This is a genomic window from Streptomyces sp. NPDC000983 (genome assembly GCF_040299205.1).
Classification (GTDB): Bacteria; Actinomycetota; Actinomycetes; order Streptomycetales; family Streptomycetaceae; genus Streptomyces.
In genome coordinates this window covers 22,580-37,391 of record NZ_JBEPBM010000050.1, presented here as the reverse complement: position 1 = coordinate 37,391, position 14,812 = coordinate 22,580, and the positions used below count along the sequence as shown (strand labels likewise).

General features: G+C 71.9%; 21 protein-coding genes. 8 read left to right on the top strand and 13 right to left on the bottom strand.

All coding sequences use genetic code 11. The features are described from left to right. The 4 genes from ABT296_RS34225 to ABT296_RS34210 all read right to left on the bottom strand — a co-directional run. Positions 1-495 (bottom strand): ABC transporter ATP-binding protein (locus tag ABT296_RS34225; protein WP_351933289.1); only part of this gene is annotated, 495 nt, incomplete at its 3' end. 31 nt (positions 496-526) lie between these two features. After that, entirely contained in the window at positions 527-1,633 is a 1,107-nt protein-coding gene (locus ABT296_RS34220) for an aliphatic sulfonate ABC transporter substrate-binding protein (RefSeq protein WP_351933287.1), read from the bottom strand. A gap of 170 nt (positions 1,634-1,803) precedes the next feature. Continuing rightward, positions 1,804-1,905, bottom strand: coding sequence for a putative leader peptide (locus tag ABT296_RS34215; RefSeq protein ID WP_351933285.1), 102 nt, complete (start codon positions 1,903-1,905; stop codon positions 1,804-1,806). A gap of 155 nt (positions 1,906-2,060) precedes the next feature. Further along, positions 2,061-3,320 carry a cytochrome P450 gene (locus ABT296_RS34210; RefSeq protein WP_351933283.1) on the bottom strand — a complete coding sequence of 420 codons (1,260 nt, stop codon included), beginning with the start codon at positions 3,318-3,320 and terminating at the stop codon, positions 2,061-2,063. A 182-nt stretch (positions 3,321-3,502) separates the two neighbouring features. On the opposite strand from ABT296_RS34210, the gene ABT296_RS34205 reads away from it, so the two are divergent. Beyond that, positions 3,503-4,492: a pirin family protein gene (locus tag ABT296_RS34205; RefSeq protein WP_351933281.1), complete on the top strand. Its 990-nt coding sequence runs from the start codon at positions 3,503-3,505 to the stop codon at positions 4,490-4,492. Positions 4,493-4,590: 98 nt separating this feature from the next. Beyond that, a complete protein-coding gene (locus ABT296_RS34200) occupies positions 4,591-5,052 on the top strand; it encodes a tetratricopeptide repeat protein (protein ID WP_351933280.1) in 462 nt (153 codons plus the stop codon). A 67-nt stretch (positions 5,053-5,119) separates the two neighbouring features. On the opposite strand, the gene ABT296_RS34195 is transcribed toward ABT296_RS34200, so the two are convergent. Next, entirely contained in the window at positions 5,120-5,791 is a 672-nt protein-coding gene (locus tag ABT296_RS34195; RefSeq protein WP_351933278.1) for a DUF2278 family protein, read from the bottom strand. 179 nt (positions 5,792-5,970) lie between these two features. On the opposite strand from ABT296_RS34195, the gene ABT296_RS34190 reads away from it, so the two are divergent. Further along, positions 5,971-6,429 carry a DUF6174 domain-containing protein gene (locus ABT296_RS34190; RefSeq protein WP_351933276.1) on the top strand — a complete coding sequence of 153 codons (459 nt, stop codon included), beginning with the start codon at positions 5,971-5,973 and terminating at the stop codon, positions 6,427-6,429. Positions 6,430-6,516: 87 nt separating this feature from the next. Here the strand turns inward: ABT296_RS34190 and ABT296_RS34185 are convergent, their stop codons facing one another. Further along, on the bottom strand, positions 6,517-6,996 hold the full coding sequence (locus ABT296_RS34185; RefSeq protein WP_351933274.1) for a hypothetical protein: 480 nt from the start codon (positions 6,994-6,996) through the stop codon (positions 6,517-6,519). Between the two features lie 153 nt (positions 6,997-7,149). Here ABT296_RS34185 and ABT296_RS34180 point away from each other — a divergent pair, with 153 nt between their 5' ends. Continuing rightward, positions 7,150-7,701, top strand: coding sequence for a YciI family protein (locus tag ABT296_RS34180; RefSeq protein ID WP_351933272.1), 552 nt, complete (start codon positions 7,150-7,152; stop codon positions 7,699-7,701). A gap of 19 nt (positions 7,702-7,720) precedes the next feature. On the opposite strand, the gene ABT296_RS34175 is transcribed toward ABT296_RS34180, so the two are convergent. Both ABT296_RS34175 and ABT296_RS34170 read right to left on the bottom strand, forming a co-directional pair. Then, on the bottom strand, positions 7,721-7,954 hold the full coding sequence (locus ABT296_RS34175; RefSeq protein WP_351933270.1) for a hypothetical protein: 234 nt from the start codon (positions 7,952-7,954) through the stop codon (positions 7,721-7,723). Between the two features lie 49 nt (positions 7,955-8,003). After that, positions 8,004-8,276: a hypothetical protein gene (locus ABT296_RS34170; RefSeq protein WP_351933267.1), complete on the bottom strand. Its 273-nt coding sequence runs from the start codon at positions 8,274-8,276 to the stop codon at positions 8,004-8,006. 109 nt (positions 8,277-8,385) lie between these two features. On the opposite strand from ABT296_RS34170, the gene ABT296_RS34165 reads away from it, so the two are divergent. Further along, positions 8,386-8,931: a Chromate resistance protein ChrB gene (locus ABT296_RS34165; protein WP_351933293.1), complete on the top strand. Its 546-nt coding sequence runs from the start codon at positions 8,386-8,388 to the stop codon at positions 8,929-8,931. Between the two features lie 47 nt (positions 8,932-8,978). Continuing rightward, positions 8,979-9,875, top strand: a complete 897-nt coding sequence (locus ABT296_RS34160) for a phosphorothioated DNA-binding restriction endonuclease (protein ID WP_351933265.1) — start codon at positions 8,979-8,981, stop codon at positions 9,873-9,875. A 103-nt stretch (positions 9,876-9,978) separates the two neighbouring features. Here ABT296_RS34160 and ABT296_RS34155 read toward each other — a convergent pair whose 3' ends face one another. Then, positions 9,979-11,148: an alpha/beta fold hydrolase gene (locus ABT296_RS34155; protein WP_351933263.1), complete on the bottom strand. Its 1,170-nt coding sequence runs from the start codon at positions 11,146-11,148 to the stop codon at positions 9,979-9,981. A 388-nt stretch (positions 11,149-11,536) separates the two neighbouring features. On the opposite strand from ABT296_RS34155, the gene ABT296_RS34150 reads away from it, so the two are divergent. Both ABT296_RS34150 and ABT296_RS34145 read left to right on the top strand, forming a co-directional pair. Continuing rightward, positions 11,537-12,001, top strand: a complete 465-nt coding sequence (locus tag ABT296_RS34150; RefSeq protein ID WP_351933261.1) for a hypothetical protein — start codon at positions 11,537-11,539, stop codon at positions 11,999-12,001. A gap of 55 nt (positions 12,002-12,056) precedes the next feature. Next, positions 12,057-12,443 (top strand): RidA family protein, encoded by a 387-nt coding sequence (locus tag ABT296_RS34145; RefSeq protein WP_351933259.1) that lies wholly within the window; start codon positions 12,057-12,059, stop codon positions 12,441-12,443. A gap of 239 nt (positions 12,444-12,682) precedes the next feature. Here ABT296_RS34145 and ABT296_RS34140 read toward each other — a convergent pair whose 3' ends face one another. From ABT296_RS34140 to ABT296_RS34125, 4 genes are all read right to left on the bottom strand, one after another. Then, entirely contained in the window at positions 12,683-12,952 is a 270-nt protein-coding gene (locus ABT296_RS34140; protein ID WP_351933257.1) for a hypothetical protein, read from the bottom strand. Positions 12,953-12,982: 30 nt separating this feature from the next. Further along, entirely contained in the window at positions 12,983-13,267 is a 285-nt protein-coding gene (locus tag ABT296_RS34135; protein WP_351933255.1) for a hypothetical protein, read from the bottom strand. Positions 13,268-13,328: 61 nt separating this feature from the next. After that, positions 13,329-13,976, bottom strand: a complete 648-nt coding sequence (locus tag ABT296_RS34130) for a class F sortase (protein WP_351933253.1) — start codon at positions 13,974-13,976, stop codon at positions 13,329-13,331. Beyond that, positions 13,969-14,802, bottom strand: coding sequence for a DUF4397 domain-containing protein (locus tag ABT296_RS34125; RefSeq protein ID WP_351933291.1), 834 nt, complete (start codon positions 14,800-14,802; stop codon positions 13,969-13,971). The genes ABT296_RS34130 and ABT296_RS34125 overlap by 8 nt, the downstream gene beginning before the upstream one ends. Positions 14,803-14,812 lie beyond the last annotated feature (10 nt).

Sequence of the window (14,812 nt, the reverse complement as noted above, 5' to 3'; positions counted from 1 at the left end):
CATCAGCAGCAGCCGGCTGTCCTGGGCCAGCGCCCGCGCCAGGGCGACCCGCTGGCGCATACCGCCCGACAGCTCGTGCACCCGCTTGCCGTAGGAGCCCTTCAACCGGACCAGTTCCAGCAGGCGTTCGGCTTCCCCGCGCCGTTCGTTCTTGGGAACTCCCCTCAGTTTGAGGGCGAGTTCGATGTTCTTGCCCGCGGTGAGCCACGGGAACAGGGCGTGCTCCTGGAACATCAGCGCCGGACGTCCGTCGGTGCCGATGGTGCCGGCGCTGGGCCGGTCCAGGCCCGCGACCAGGTTGAGCAGGGTGGACTTGCCGCAGCCGGAGGCTCCCAGGAGGGTGACGAACTCGCCGGGGGCGACATCGAGGGAGATGTCGTCGAGGACGAGCTGCTGTCCGGCGGGACCGGCGAAGGACTTCGAGACGTGCTCGATACGCGCGGCGAACGCGGTCGCCGTCCCGTCGTCGGCAGCCTTGGCGATCGTGGTGGCCATGGTTGTCACCTCCTGGGAACTCAACGGTGTGCTACTTGGCGCCGAGACCGGCGTCGTCGACCTCGGTCTGGCCCGCGGCCTTGAGGACCTTGTTCAGCGGGCCGAGGTCGTAGATGCCGTTCAGGTCGGGCTCCTCCAGCAGACCGGCCTTCACCGCGTGCGCGGCCTCGGTGTCGAGGGTCGACGCCAGCGGGTCGTCGAGGAACGTGATCGACTCCCAGGCCGGGTCGATGACCTCGGCGGGCAGCGCCTTGCCGGACAGCTTCTCCAGCGCCTTGTTGGCGGACGCCTTGGCCTCGTCAGGGTTGGCGTTGATCCACTCGTTGGTCTTCACCGAGCCGCGCAGCACGGCCTCGACGACGTCCGGGTGCTCCTTGAGGAAGGTCTGCGACACGATGATGTTCGTGATCACGAACTTCTTGTCGGGCCACAGGTCACGCTCGTCCAGCAGGACCTTCGCGCCGTCGGCGACCAGCTTGGAGGCGGTCGGCTCCGGCACCCAGGCGCCGTCGATCGAGCCGGCCTTGTAGGCGTCCGGGGTGATCTTGTTGTCGGTGCGGACCACCGAGACGTCGCCCTTGCCGCTCTCCGCGTCGACCTTCCAGCCCTGCTCCGCGGCCCAGTTGAGGAAGGCCACGTCCTGGGTGTTGCCCAGCTGCGGGGTGGCGATCTTCTTGCCCTTGACGTCCTTCAGGGACTTGATCTTGTCCGGGTTCACCACCAGCTTCACACCGCCGGAGGCGGAGCCGGAGATGATCCGCAGGTTCTCCCCGTTGGCCTTGGTGTAGCCGTTGATGGAGGGGGAGGGGCCGATCCAGCCGATGTCGATGGAACCGGAGTTGAGGGCCTCGATCTCGGAGGGGCCGGCGTTGAAGGTGGAGGGCTTGATGGTGGTGCCGCCGAGCTCCTTCTGGAGGAGGCCCTCCTGCACGCCCACGAGCGCGGTGGCGTGGGTGAGGTTCGGGAAGTAGCCGATCCGCACCTCGTCCGCGGAGAGCTTCTTGGCGTCCGCCGCGACCTTGGCCGGCTGGTCGTCGTCGGCGGAGTCGGAACCGTACCCGCAGGCGGTGAGCAGGAGGGGGAGCGCGGCTATGGCGGCGAGGGTGCGCAGGGTGGAGAGCGGTCTTGCGGCAGACACGGAGGTGTCCTCTCAAAGGTTCGGCGGATCAGGAGTGCGCGAGCACGCACCCGCACCTCCGGACAAGGCGGTGCGGAGGGTCGGGCGCTGCTGCGTGGAGCGAAGGGGCCGGCGGCCGGGCGAAGTGCCCCGGGCGGGGCGGCCGGGGGCCGGCAGGTGGGTGAAGTCCCTCAGACGGGGCGACAGATGGCGCTCGACGTACGACGAAAGTCGATGTGGCGGCGGGACGTCAGAAGGAGCGGCGACAGCTGTCCGCGGACGATCGATCTCATGGCCACCCCCATCGATTCCTAGTTTTCCTACCTGGTTGCTAGGGATCGTGGCAGAAGGTGGCCCCCACCCCAAGGGGTCTTTCATATGTTGGACGACCTGATCTCACATGTTGGGATAGCGTGGCTGAACGCGCCTTCTGGGGCAGGTGGGACGCCTAGGGCGTCTCAACGGTGACCCGCAGGGGAGCGCGGAACGACAGCAGGCCCAGGACCGGATCGTCGGCCGCCGCCACCGGGCGTACCCGGGGCAGGGCGCGGGCGGCCGAGGCGAGGGCTACCGCCGCCTCCGTGCGGGCCAGCGAGGCGCCCGGGCAGCGGTGACGGCCCACTCCGAAGGAGAGGTGCTGCCGTACGTTCGCCCGGTGCGGGCACAGCCGGTCCGGGCCCTCGAAGACCTCGGGGTCCGATCCGCTGCCCATCAGCATGAGCAACAGCGGTGCCCCCGCCGGGAGTCGCACCCCGGCCAGCTCCACCGGGCGCGCGGCGACCCTGCGCCATGTCGTCACCGGCGGTTCCCGCCGCAGCACCTCCTCCACCCAGGCCCTCGCCAGGTCGTCCTCGGAGCCGGCGCGGGACCAGATGTCCGGCTCGGCCAGGGCGTGCCGCAGGACCGTGGCGATGAGCTGCCCGGTGGTGGACTGGCCGGCGACGAAGACGAAGAAGCACACGGCGACCGCGGTCGCCACGTCGAGCCGCTCGCCGTCGGGCAGCCGGTGGTCCCTCAGCGCGTGCACGAAGGAGCCCGGCCGGGCCGCGCCCGCGGCCACCTCACGGGTCAGCCAACGGTGGAACTCGCCCACCAGATCGGCCAGTTCGAGCTGGCGGGCCGGCGTGGGCCGCCCCCAGAACAGCTCCAGCGAGGCGTCGCTCCAGCGGATCAGCGTCGCCGGCGGAACCCCGTCGATGCCCAGCAGCTCCATCAGCACCCGGCACGGCAGCACCTGGGCGAACGACGTGAACAGATCGCAGCGGCCCGACTCCTCCAGCCCCTCCCGCACCCCGTCCAGCAGCTCCCCGGCGATCCGCTCGATCACCGGCACGGCGTCCGTGACGCGCCGGGCGTTGAAGAACCGGGTGACGACCCGGCGCAGCCCCGGGTGGGCGGCGGAGCCGTTGTTGGCCAGCGCGGGCGGCAGCCGGAACCCCGCCCGGGTGAGGATCCGCAGCACGCCGAACGGCAGCGGGGTGACCGCGTGCTGGGCGTTGTCCGGCAGGAAGTCCTCCGGTGCGAGCAGCACCCGGCGCACGTCCCGGTACCGGCTCACCAGCCACAGCCCGGTGCCCTCGTCGAACCGGACCGGCGCCTCGGCGCGCAGCGACTCCAGCCACGGGAACGGGTCCCGGGTGAAGTCGTCGCCGAAGAGGTCGAGCTCGGCGAGGTCGGGTGCGGGGGCGTCCACGGCCGGTGAGGTCACGGCCGGGACGCTAACAGACGTTCACCGGGCGCCCGCCGCTCTGTGCGCGGCATCACGAAAGGCCCGGTCGGGAACCCTTCACCGTTCAAATGAATGATCAACTGGACATACACTCCGACCCGGTGCGACAGGCCCCCGGAGTGTCGCCCCCCGACCGAACGAGCGTGTGGAAGGTGATCCCGGTGAGCAACGCCGAAGCCGAACCCGAGGCGGTGCGCTGCGGAGCGACGGCCGACGACGGACGGCCCGAGAACGACCCGCCCGTCGAGGTGATCTCCGCGCGCGAGGTCCCCCTCGGCGGACCCCGCGCGATGACGGTACGGCGCACACTGCCCCAGCGCGCCCGCAGCCTGATCGGCGCCTGGTGCTTCGCCGACCACTACGGCCCGGACGAGGTCGCCACCACCAGGGGCATGCGCGTGCCCCCGCATCCGCACACCGGGCTGCAGACCGTGAGCTGGCTCTTCAGCGGCGAGATCGAACACCGCGACAGCCTGGGCAGCCACACCCTCGTCCGCCCCGGCGAGATGAACCTCATGACCGGCGGGTACGGCATCGCCCACTCCGAGGTCTCGACACCGGACACCACCGTCCTGCACGGCGTCCAGCTCTGGGTCGCCCTGCCCGAGGAGCACCGCGCCACCGCACGCGACTTCCAGCACCACGTACCCGAGCCGCTGCGGATCGACGGCGCCGAGATCAGGGTCTTCCTCGGCTCCCTGGCCTCGGTCACCTCCCCGGTGCGGACCTTCACCCCGCTGCTCGGCGCCGAGATCCTCCTCGCGTCGGGCGCCACGGTCACCCTCCCCGTCGACCCCGGCTTCGAGCACGGCCTGCTCGTCGACAGCGGCGACGTACGCCTGTCCGGCACCACGCTGCGCCCGGCGGAACTCGGTTACGTCCACCCCGGAGCGCGGACCCTCGCCCTGGCGAACGAGTCGGACCACCCGGCGCGGACGGTCCTGCTGGGCGGCGCCCCGTTCCGGGAGGAGATCGTCATGTGGTGGAACTTCGTCGGCCGCAGCCACGACGACATCGCCCGGGCCCGCGCGGAGTGGGAGGCGTCCTCGGACCGCTTCGGCGCGGTCGAAGGCTTCGGCGACGAGCGGATCCCCGCGCCCGCCCTGCCGAACGCCGTCATCAGGCCCCGCCGGAACCCGCCGCTCCACTGACCCGCGCCGCCCCGGAATAGAGCGGATCAGGACCGCGTTGGCGCATTCGGTTGACGATTCAACTTCTATGACGGAACCCCCGGGCTGAGGGCTGAGGAATGACGACGAACGGCTTCGACAACGGCTTCGACAACGGCTCCGTGAACGAGTACCCGGCGTACGACGGAGTGGCCCCCGACCGCTGGGCCAGCGCCCTGCACCTGTTCGACAACGGCGCGGGCGGGCCGCGCGAGGAGAGCGCCCTGGAGCGCTGGGAGCGGGCGCTGCTGCTCTTCGACGCCAAGGACTACATCGGCGCCGCCCGCCTCCTGGCCGACCTCGTCGAGGAGGCCCCGGAGCAGACCGGACCCCGGCTGCTGCTGGCCCGCTCCTACTACCACTCGGCGCAGCTGCGCCGGGCCGAGGAGCAACTGCGCCGGATCATCGACCGGGACCCGGTGGAGCACTACGCCCATCTCATGCTCGGGCGCACCCTGGAGCGCCAGGGGCGGCACGAGGAGGCGGCACCCTGGCTGCGCATGGCCGCCGCCTTCTCGGGCGAACTGCCCGGCGAGGACTGAACGGAGAGAGCCGGGCGCGCGCCCGTACGGTTCGGGCGCGCGCCCGCGGGGCAGGCTCGGGCGCCGCTCAGGGGACCGGATGGCCCGCCTGGTCGGTGTGCGCCGCCTGGCTGGAGAACTTGTTCAGGAACACGTCGTACCGGCCGTCGGGGCGGAGCGTGAGCGTGGCTCCGTCCTGCCAGATCCCGTTCTCCCGCCACCACTGGGAGCCGGCCGGGTCGCCCTGGTTCTGGTGGACGTTGTGCATCCCGAGGTCGCCCTCGGGATCCTCGTCGAAGGGCTCCCCGAAGACGAGCACATGCTGCCCGTCCACCAGGATCTCCTCCAGCGCGGCGGCCGCGTCGACGTTGGACCCCGCCTCCCACGGCCGCGACCCGAACAGGTCGAGGAGGTCGGTCAGCCACGTCGGCGGCCGGCGCTGGAACAGGACGCCGGAGCGGTCCACCAGCGCCGGATGGCGCAGGTAGTCGAGGGCCCCGGAGTCCGGCTGCGACGCCAGGTCGTGGTAGCCCTGCACCAGGGCCGGGACCGGCCCCAGATCGGCCGCGTCCAGGGCGAACGTCTTCCACTGCACCCCCACGTTCGACTTGTGGCTGTCGACGTCGATCGCGCAGTGGTAGCGGCCGGCGGGCGCGTCGACCTCCAGGTTGACGTGGAACCAGCGGCCCTGACTGTCCGGCTGGTCACGGAAGTGCCGGTACAGGGTTCCGGAGAGCACGCCGTAGCGTTCGAAAGGCATACGGCCAGTGAAGCACCGGGCCGCCCGTCGCTCCCGCTCCAGCGGGCGGGCCCGCCGCCACGTCCCCCGAACGGCCACGGACCGCTCTTCGCGCGCTCGGTCACAGTGCCGCCCTTCGGCCCGAACGTTCCGGCCCCTGCCGGCGTCGAAGCAGTAACCGTGTCGAAGGGACCCTCACCATGAACCTCGTACCCCCGCGTGCCCGTGCCGCCGCCGTCCTCTGCGTGGCGCTGCTGCTCACGACGGCAGGCTGCGGCGACGACGGCGACGCCCCGGCGGCGTCGGTCGGCCGGGAGTGGAAGGAGCCCGCCGCCTACACGTACACGCTGGAGTCGACCCTGGGCGAACGCTCGCTGCTCGGCAGGTTCCGGGTGGCGGTCCGCGACGGCGAGGTGGCCGAGGCGGAGGGCCTGGACGACAGCGCGCGTCGCCTGGTCGAACGCTCACCCGACCAGGTCCCCACCATCGGCGACCTGCTGGCCGAACTGGAGGGGGCCCGGGAGGAGGACGCGGACAAGGCGGAGGTCGAGTACGCGGCCGACGGCCACCCGGAACGGATCACCCTGGACTGGGAGGAGAACGCGACGGACGACGAGGCGCTGTACGTCATCAGCGACTACGCACCCGCCGCCGGGTGACGCGGGTCGGCTACGACCGCGGGACCGCTACGACCGCGGGACCGCTACGACCGCGGCCCGACTACGACCGCTACGACCGCGGCCCGGCTACGACTCCGGGGCGGCGCCGATACCCCGCAGCTCCCGGACCGTGCCGCCCAACTTCTCGCGCAGCGGCCCCAGATGCTCCGGCTCGGCGCCCACCACCCAGCGCGTGCCGACCAGATACGTCCCGCCGTAGACACTGGCCGAGTCCAGCCAGGTCTCCTTGAGCCGCTCCTCGGGGAAGGTGGTGATCAGGAAGTCGGCCCGCTCGGTGCGGCAGACTCCCTGGCGCAACTCGTCGGCGTCGATGCGGATCTCGGCCTCGCACCCCGTCAGGCCGGCGATCACCTCGACCTTGGCGGGGGCGACGACTCCGGCGGTCGGCGCGGCGGTCACCTTCGCCGCCCTGGGCGCGTCGGCCTCGCCGTCCTCGCCGCCCCCGCACCCGGTGACGAGCGGTACGAGAGCCAGGAGTCCGGCGACCACCAGGTGTCTCGGCGACACCGCACGGCCGGCGGCCCCCCGCGGTCGCTGCTCGGGCATGCCACTCCACCCTGTCGTACTGCCCACTGTCGTCAGGGAGTACGGACCGGAGGCCGCAGTTGTTCACCCGCCGCGGGATCCGGCGCCGTGGCGGCCGCGCGCGCCGGCGAACTCGCTTGAGGCGGCGCCCGCCGTGCAGCAGGCTCTGCGCCCATGGAGTACTTCTGCTACCACCGTGACCGCCCCGCATCCATGCCCTTGCGCGAGGAACTGCTGCAAGAACACTGGTCGTACATGGACCGCTGGGCGGAGCGGATGATCGCCCGTGGTCCGACCTTCGCCGACGACGGGGAGACCCCGAGCGGCAGCGTGCACATCCTCGGTCTGCCCGACGCCGCCGCGGCGCGCGCCTTCGCCTTCGACGAGCCCAACTACCAGGCGGGCGTCTACCGGGACGTCCTGCTGCGCCGGTGGCGCAACCTCCTGGGGCGCACCATGTGGGACTTCCCCGGCGGCCGGACCGGCGGCGACCGCTTCCTGGTGCTCGGCCTCGGCGAAGGTCCGGCCGCCGACCTCACCCCGCCGAGCGGGCCCGCCGAACCCATCGCGTACGGGCCCCTGTTGTCCGACGACGGAGCCCATTGGCTCGGCACGGCCGCACTGCTGCGCGCCCCCGACGCCGACACGGCACGAGCCGTCCTCACCGAGGAGCGCTACGCCGCGATCGAGGTCCACGACTGGCAGTTCGGCGGCCGGGAGCAATGACCGTTCCGCCCGCGCCGGTTCACTCGATGTGACCGGTCGCGGGATCGACCTGTGCGAGGAACTCCCGTACGGCTTGCTCCAGTTCCCCCGGACCGGCCGGGACCGGCGGGTGGGTGCTGAAGCCGAAGCCGTACTCGGGGTCGGGGCCGCTCAGCCAGGTGAGGTGGTAGGTCCCCGGGCTGTCCGGGGGCTGTACGACTTCGAATCGCTCGCCGTCCACCGTGATCAGCGACCGCTCGCCGTCCGAGGCCATGGTGCCGCTCCTTCCACGGGCCGAACCCCGAGGGTAGCGGCAGTGGCGCCTACTCCTCCTCGCGCACCGAGTCGGCCACCCGGGCCTCCACGTCACCGCGTGACGTGCCCTGCTCCCTGGCGAACTCCGACAGGGAGGTGTGGGCGTCGCGGGCGAGGTCACGCCAGGCCCGCCAGGCCGTGTCGTACGTCCGGGTCTGCGTCTGCGACCAGCCGCCGACCTCGGCCGGCGGGCCGTACTGGGCGCGCAGCTCCTCGACCCGGCGGTGCGCCAGATCCGCGGCGCGCTGCTTCTCGATCAGCTCATCGAAGGTGTGGGGCACCCCACGAGCGTAAGAAGTCCCGGCGCGGAGCGCGCGGCGAGCGCCGACCGGAGTGCTCCGCGACACGAGTCGGAATGTAACGATTGCTACATTCGGGGCTGTGTCAGTCATGGAACCGGGCGCGCGCTGGCTCGTCCTCGTGATCAGGATTCCCGCCGAGCCCTCCCGCCACCGGGTGGCCGTCTGGCGTGAGCTGCGCCGGATCGGCGCGCTCTCGCTCGGCCAGGGGGTCTGGGCCGTCCCCGACGTCCCCGTCTTCGTCGAGGGCGTCTCCCGCGCGCTGGAGCTGACCGAGAAGTCGGGCGGGGTCGCCGTCTGCCTGGACGCGTCCGGCCGCGGCCCCGAGGACGCCGCCCGCCTCCGGGACATGTTCACCGCCGCGCGCTCCGCCGACTGGGCCGCATTCCTCACCGACTGCGGCAAGTTCGAGGCGGAGATCGCCAGGCGGCTTCGCATCGCCGAGTTCGCCCTCGCCGAACTGGATTCGGGGGAACGCTCCTTGGAGCGGCTGCGCCGCCGGCACCGCGACCTGGCCGCCCGGGACGTCTTCGGCGCCCCGGAGTCCGCCGAGGCCGCCGCCCGCCTCGGAACCTGCGCGGCCGTCTGCGAGGACTACGCGAAGCGGGCCCTCGCAGCCCTCCACGAGAGCCGGTGACGACCACCGAGACCAACGCCAGGCGGCCCCCGCTACGATCACCGCCCATGGACTGGCTCGAACGCACCCGCACGCTCAGACAGTGGGCGAGGAACGGCACCCGGGCCCCGCACAAGCCGCTGCTGCTCCTGTACGCCCTCGGCCGCTACCAGGAGGACGCGGACGGTGAACTGCGCTACAGCGCCGTGGAGGACGACCTCCAGCGCCTGCTCACCGAGTACGGGCCGCCCCACCGGACTTCGCCCGCCTATCCGTTCCACCACCTCGTCAGCGACGGGGTCTGGGAGGTGCGCACGGACCGCGGGCCCGGCAGCCCAGGAACCGTCCTGCGGGACTTGAGGCAGTCCGGCGCCGCCGGGCGGCTGGCGCCCGATCTCAGGGCGGCCCTCGACCGCGACCCCGGCCTCCTCGGCCGGATGGCCCGGGTCCTGCTCGACCAGCACTTCCCGCCCTCGCTGCACGGCGAGTTGTGCGAGGCCGTCGGCCTCGACCCGGAACCGGTCGGCACCGAGCGCCGGGTCTCCGTCGCGCGACGGCAACGGGACCGGCGCATGCGGGAGTCGGTGTTGACCGCCTACGAGTACCGGTGCGCGTTCTGCGGCTACGACGGCCGGTTCGGGACGGCGCCCGTCGGACTCGAGGCCGCGCACGTCCGCTGGTGGGCGTTGGGCGGACCCGACGACGTCGACAACGGACTGTGCCTGTGCGCGCTGCACCACAAACTGTTCGACAAGGGCGCCCTCGGTGTCGGTGACGGCCTGCGCATCCTGGTCTCCCAGCGATTCGTCGGCCACAGCGCGGCGGCCCGCGACCAGGTCACCGCACTCGCCGGCCGCCCCCTGCTGGGCCCCCGGCCCGGCACCAGCCCCGTCGCGGACATCCACCGCGACTGGCACACCAGCCAGGTCTTCCAGGGCGCCCCACGCCCCGCTGCCGTCGGCTGACGCCCGGAGGCCGGGGCCGCCCTGCTCCGCGACCTGTGGGCGGCCCGGCTCGGGAGCGGTGGCCGACCGCTCCGACCCCGGCCGCCCGGATCCGGTACGGGCGTCAGTCCAGCGGGGTCAGGACGTCGTCCTCGTCGAGGTGGTAACTGCCCTTCTGCAGGTCGTACACGGAATGGTCCTTGAGCCACTGCCGGGACATCCGGCGCACCGTCTTCGACCTGCGCTCCCAGACGATCTGGTGACTGGCGCAGGACAGGCGGAACATCAGCTTGTGCGCGCCGGGGACCGCGTCGTAGAGCGCGGGCACCGAGAAGTGCAGCAGGCCGAGGTTCGGGTCCGTGTTGACGATGGTGTCGAGTTCGCCGTAGACGATGAGGACCGGCACATCGGCGCCGAGGATGCCGTCCAGGGCGACGGTGGTGGTGTTCCAGCCCCACCAGAAGGGGTTCTTGACGCGCATGACGCCCTCGGGCGAACCCGCGACGTCCGGGCCCCAGGTGGCGCCGATGGAGTCGTTCTCCATCATGGCCTTCCACACCACCTCGACCATGCCGTCCGCACGCTGCTTGTGGCACCTCACGTCCCTCGACCACACGTTGTCGAAGCCCGACTTGGTGGTGAGGGTCATGGGGAACCCGAAGACGGCGGCCGGTGTGCTCTGGGGGAGTGGCACCGGCGCGTCCCAGCGTGTCCCCGGCGCGCTCGGCCGGCCGGTCGGCGGGAAGATCGGCGCGAGCAGCAGCAGGCTCCGCACGTTCTCCTTGTGCTGGATGGCGTACGGGCCCAGTTGCTGCGCGGCCGCCGACCAGCCGATCAGGTCCACGGAGGTCGCGCCGGTGAGGTTCAGGATGTAGGTGACGACCTTGTGCACCTCGTCCCAGTTGCTCTGGGAGTTGTCCAACTGGTGGGGGTAGGGCACGGGGCCGGTGACGCCGCCCGGATGTGTTTCCAGCAGGAATCTCTGCGCGGGATTCACATTGCGGGGGTCGGTCATCTCCGGACGGGTCGAGCGCCCGGAGCCCTGGAGGTCCATCACGAACACGTCGTAGTTCGCCTGCGCCAGGAAGTCGGCCCAGCCGTAGTCGTCGTGCTGGAGATCGAAGCCCACGAGCGCGGGCACGCTGCGGCCGTGCAGCATCAGGACGGGCCTGCGCGGATGGCCGGGGTTGGTGCCGTTGCGCTCACGCACGAACAGCGTGGCGGGCTTGTTCTTGTTCGCCGGGATCGTCGACGTCCAGGGAATCGCGTGGTCGGTGAGAATCGGTGCTGCCATGACTGCGCTCCGACGGTGCGTGGCCGGTGAGGGAGGTGAAGGGTTGTGATGCGGCAGGAGCGCGGTTGCGACGCCCGCCCCGTGGGCTCACAACTGTGGTTCTCGCGGTGTGGGGACGGCACGCGAGGCAGCCGGTGGCGGCGTCCGGCGAACGCGTCGGCGTCGCCGACGTCGGGCCGCCCGGTGGCACATCCTCTCCCTTTACGATAAGGCCGGGCCGGCCCTGGTGTCCTGTCCAGGATTCAAGGGTCTCCCGGCCTCCGCGCCGACCGTCGTACGCTGGGACCGGGAGTCTCGCCGACCGGCCCGGACGCCCACCGTCCCTTGTGCGCAAGGCACTTGGGGGGACAGCAGGTCCGGGTCGGCAATCACCGGAACGAGGCGGCGCATGGACATCGAGCTCACCTACGACATGCTCGGCACCCGGCTGCGCGGCATCGGCGCCACCACGATCACCTACGACCGCCTCGGCAGCCGCCCCCGCACCCTGGGTTCCTGGCCCCTGGAGTACGAACATCTCGGTTCACGACTGCGCTGCGTCGGCGCGGCCGGGATCACGTACAGCAGATGGGCCGCCGTCCCCCGCACGGTCGGCGACTGGGACTGCACCCACACCAGATGGTCCACCCGGCTGCTGAGCCTGGGCCCCCACGAGTTGCGCTACGACCGCCTGAACAGCCGCGTGCGCGCCATCGGCCCCCTGGAGCTCTTCTACGACCAACTGGGCACCCGACCCAAGCGGGTTCGGCTCTCCGACGGTGCCGGAACCCTCCCCGACGACCTCCTCCTCGCGCTCTTCCTGGTGCTGTACTGGCAGGAGGAGAAGGAACAGGCGGCCGCCGCCGGCGGGTGAAACCCGGTCCCTGTATCGGGAGACGCATCCGGGTCGATCATCTACCGTTCGGCGCATGACAGAGCGACGAGCGATCCTCAGCGGTTCCCCCTTCGAGGAGCAGATCGGCTACGCCCGTGCCGTGGTCGACGGCGACCGGGTACACATGTCCGGGACCACCGGGTTCGACTACACCACCATGGCCATCTCGGACGACGTGGTGGAACAGGCCGAGCAGTGCCTGCGCAACATCGAGGCCGCGCTGACCGAGGCGGGGTGCACCTTCGCGGACGTGGTCCGGGTCCGCTATCTCCTGCCCGAACGCGCCGACTTCGAGCCCTGCTGGCCGGTCCTGCGGCGCCGCTTCGGCGACGTCCGCCCGGCCGCCACGATGCTCGTCTGCGGTCTGGCCGACCCCCGGATGAAGATCGAGATCGAGGTGGACGCACGCCGGCCGGCGTAGCGCGTCGAACGGACCCCGCCCCATGGTGTACAGTGGATCTTGAGCCGCTCGCCGGAAACGGCAAGCCTCGACAGTGCGTTGGTGGTCCAAGGAAAGACGCCCCGCTTCCTGCGGGGAAATGCAGGTGCAAGGCCTGCCCGGCGCTCCAGGACACGGCCCGCCCCGAAGTTCGGGGTGGGCCGTGTGTGTTTCACCGCCTGACCGGCGTTCCCGGGAGTTGCGACAGAGGCGGACGCCCGTCAGTTCCCGTCCCGGTCGGGCAGGGGTGAATAGCGCGTCGCGCCCGGTGACTTGCCCTCGGGCGGGTAGTCGCAGTCGATGCTGGAGATCTCGTAGTCGTCGCCCTCGCTCTGTTCCTGGTCGACGATCACCGCGGCCGTGCAGACCCGGCCGTGCTCGTCGGTGAACGTGACGATCTCGCTGTAGTCCGTAGGCGGGCTGCATCCCGCCAGCAGCAGTAACGCGGCGCCTGCGGCCACCACCGTGCCGAGCCCCCACAGCCGTTTCATCCCTCGCCCCTCCAAGTCAGCTCACGGCACTCACACATCGGCGCCGGGCGGTCCAACTTCGCCCGTCGGCCGATGGGACGCTTCCGTGGCCTCCGACAGTTCCTGCCGGATGCGTTCCCAGATCCGGTCGGGGGGCACCGTCGGCAGATCCGACAGCTCCACGCTCGCTGCGGTCCTCACCACCTTGGAGGTGCGGGTCAGTTCCTGCCGGCACCACACGCACAGCGCGATGTGCCGCAGGGCCGCGTCGTCCTCGGCCGCCGCCTCCGCGCTCAGCGCCAACTCCACCAGCCGTGCGTGATCGAGGTGGGTCACCGTCCCCTCCGATCTCCTTCTCGGGGCCCCGAGTGCCTCGCTGACATGGACGGGCGGCCCCTCAGCGTCCGACCGGCCGTGCGGTGACGACGAGGTTCGACAGGTAGCCCCCCCGGTCGGGCACGAAGGGCGGTGCGCAGGTGACCAGGGTCAGGGCCGGGGCGCCGGTCCGGCGGAACACCGTGGGGGCGAGCCGCTCCCTGGGCACGGTCGTGCGCGAGGTGACGCGGTAGAGGACGGGCTCCGCTCCGGCGCGCCGCACTTCGACACGCTGGCCCGGCCGTACGTCGTACAGGGCCGCGAACTCGCCCAGGTCCCCGGTCTCGGCGTCGACGTGCCCGACGAGCACGGCCGAGCCCGTGGGGCTGCCCGGAGCAGGGCCGAAGCGGTACCAGCCGGCCACGTCGGGGTCGGGCGGTACGGCCACGGCTCCGTTTCCGGTGACGCCCACCGGGCGTACCCGGGCGTCGAGGCCGACGGCGTCGACGAGGATCCGCTGGGGGAGGCGGGTGACGGGCGCGGCCGGCGCGGGACGTCCGTTCGCCTCGACGGCCGACGGGCCGAAGTCTGCGGGCCGCGAGGCCGGTCCGGACGACGACGGGGGCGCCGTGAGCAGGGCCACCGCCGTCGCGGCCAGAGCCACCGTCACGCCCACGGCGGCCGCCGCCACCACCGCCAGACCGGCACCGTGCCGCGAGGTCTCATGCACGGCGGTCCGACAGACGGCGTGTCACCAGGAAGGTCAGCGTCAGTGCACCGGCCGTGCCGGCCAGGGCCAGCCACTCGCCGGGCGAGTTGGTGCCCGCCGCCGCGCCACCGCCACTCGCGTGCATCGCCTTGGGCGTCGACTCCGCACCGCTGAAGGTCTGCGTCTTCAGTGCCAGGTCGTCGTCCTCGGCGCTGCCCCACGCGTAGACGACGTTGCTGGTGCCCTCCTCGAGGTTCAGGTCGGCCGGTCCGATCGCGACCGTGTCGGTGCCGGCCGGCACGACATCGGCGGACACCGTGCCCGCAGCGACCTCGGTGGTGTCCTCCTCCGGGTTCTCCAGCCCCTTGAACACCGCCTGCCCGTCCGCCCGGACGTCCACGGCGGGCGCTGCGGCCACATGCCGTACGGTCAGCCGGGACTCCCCGGCGTCGACCTGGGAGACGTCGTTGACGAACGCGGTCAGTTCGGGTGTGCCGTCGGCGGAGAGGTGGGCTGCGACCGTTGCGTTGGCGCCCGCGGGTACCTCTATCCGCTTCTCGACGGCGGGCGTGCCGTCGGGGCCCTCGCCGGCCTTGAACACCTGGATGTCGTACGTGCCCGCGTCGAGGGCCTGGGGGTCGGTGACCGTGCCGGGTTCGAAGTCGGTGAGCAGTTCGTCGCCGTTGGCGTAGACGTCCGCGGTCAGGCCGGGCACGCCGTGGAAGACGGAGACCATCGCCTCGTCGTCCTCGGCTGCGGGCGCCGCGAACACGGGCGCGGCCGCGCCGAGCGCCAGTGCGCAGGCGCCGGCCGAGGACGCGAGGCTGAGGGTGGGCCGGGGGATCATCGTGATCATC

What these genes read in the sequence shown, in the direction of transcription:
- ABT296_RS34185 (WP_351933274.1), bottom strand. Translation starts at nt 6,996, where the DNA reads ATGCCCGAGCAGCGACCGCGGGGGGCCGCCGGCCGTGCGGTGTCGCCG.
- ABT296_RS34160 (WP_351933265.1), top strand. Translation starts at nt 8,979, where the DNA reads ATGGACTGGCTCGAACGCACCCGCACGCTCAGACAGTGGGCGAGGAAC.
- ABT296_RS34165 (WP_351933293.1), top strand. Translation starts at nt 8,386, where the DNA reads ATGGAACCGGGCGCGCGCTGGCTCGTCCTCGTGATCAGGATTCCCGCC.
- ABT296_RS34140 (WP_351933257.1), bottom strand. Translation starts at nt 12,952, where the DNA reads ATGAAACGGCTGTGGGGGCTCGGCACGGTGGTGGCCGCAGGCGCCGCG.
- ABT296_RS34145 (WP_351933259.1), top strand. Translation starts at nt 12,057, where the DNA reads ATGACAGAGCGACGAGCGATCCTCAGCGGTTCCCCCTTCGAGGAGCAG.
- ABT296_RS34155 (WP_351933263.1), bottom strand. Translation starts at nt 11,148, where the DNA reads ATGGCAGCACCGATTCTCACCGACCACGCGATTCCCTGGACGTCGACG.
- ABT296_RS34195 (WP_351933278.1), bottom strand. Translation starts at nt 5,791, where the DNA reads ATGCCTTTCGAACGCTACGGCGTGCTCTCCGGAACCCTGTACCGGCAC.
- ABT296_RS34200 (WP_351933280.1), top strand. Translation starts at nt 4,591, where the DNA reads ATGACGACGAACGGCTTCGACAACGGCTTCGACAACGGCTCCGTGAAC.
- ABT296_RS34215 (WP_351933285.1), bottom strand. Translation starts at nt 1,905, where the DNA reads ATGAGATCGATCGTCCGCGGACAGCTGTCGCCGCTCCTTCTGACGTCC.
- ABT296_RS34180 (WP_351933272.1), top strand. Translation starts at nt 7,150, where the DNA reads ATGGAGTACTTCTGCTACCACCGTGACCGCCCCGCATCCATGCCCTTG.
- ABT296_RS34125 (WP_351933291.1), bottom strand. Translation starts at nt 14,802, where the DNA reads ATGATCCCCCGGCCCACCCTCAGCCTCGCGTCCTCGGCCGGCGCCTGC.
- ABT296_RS34150 (WP_351933261.1), top strand. Translation starts at nt 11,537, where the DNA reads ATGGACATCGAGCTCACCTACGACATGCTCGGCACCCGGCTGCGCGGC.
- ABT296_RS34190 (WP_351933276.1), top strand. Translation starts at nt 5,971, where the DNA reads ATGAACCTCGTACCCCCGCGTGCCCGTGCCGCCGCCGTCCTCTGCGTG.
- ABT296_RS34175 (WP_351933270.1), bottom strand. Translation starts at nt 7,954, where the DNA reads ATGGCCTCGGACGGCGAGCGGTCGCTGATCACGGTGGACGGCGAGCGA.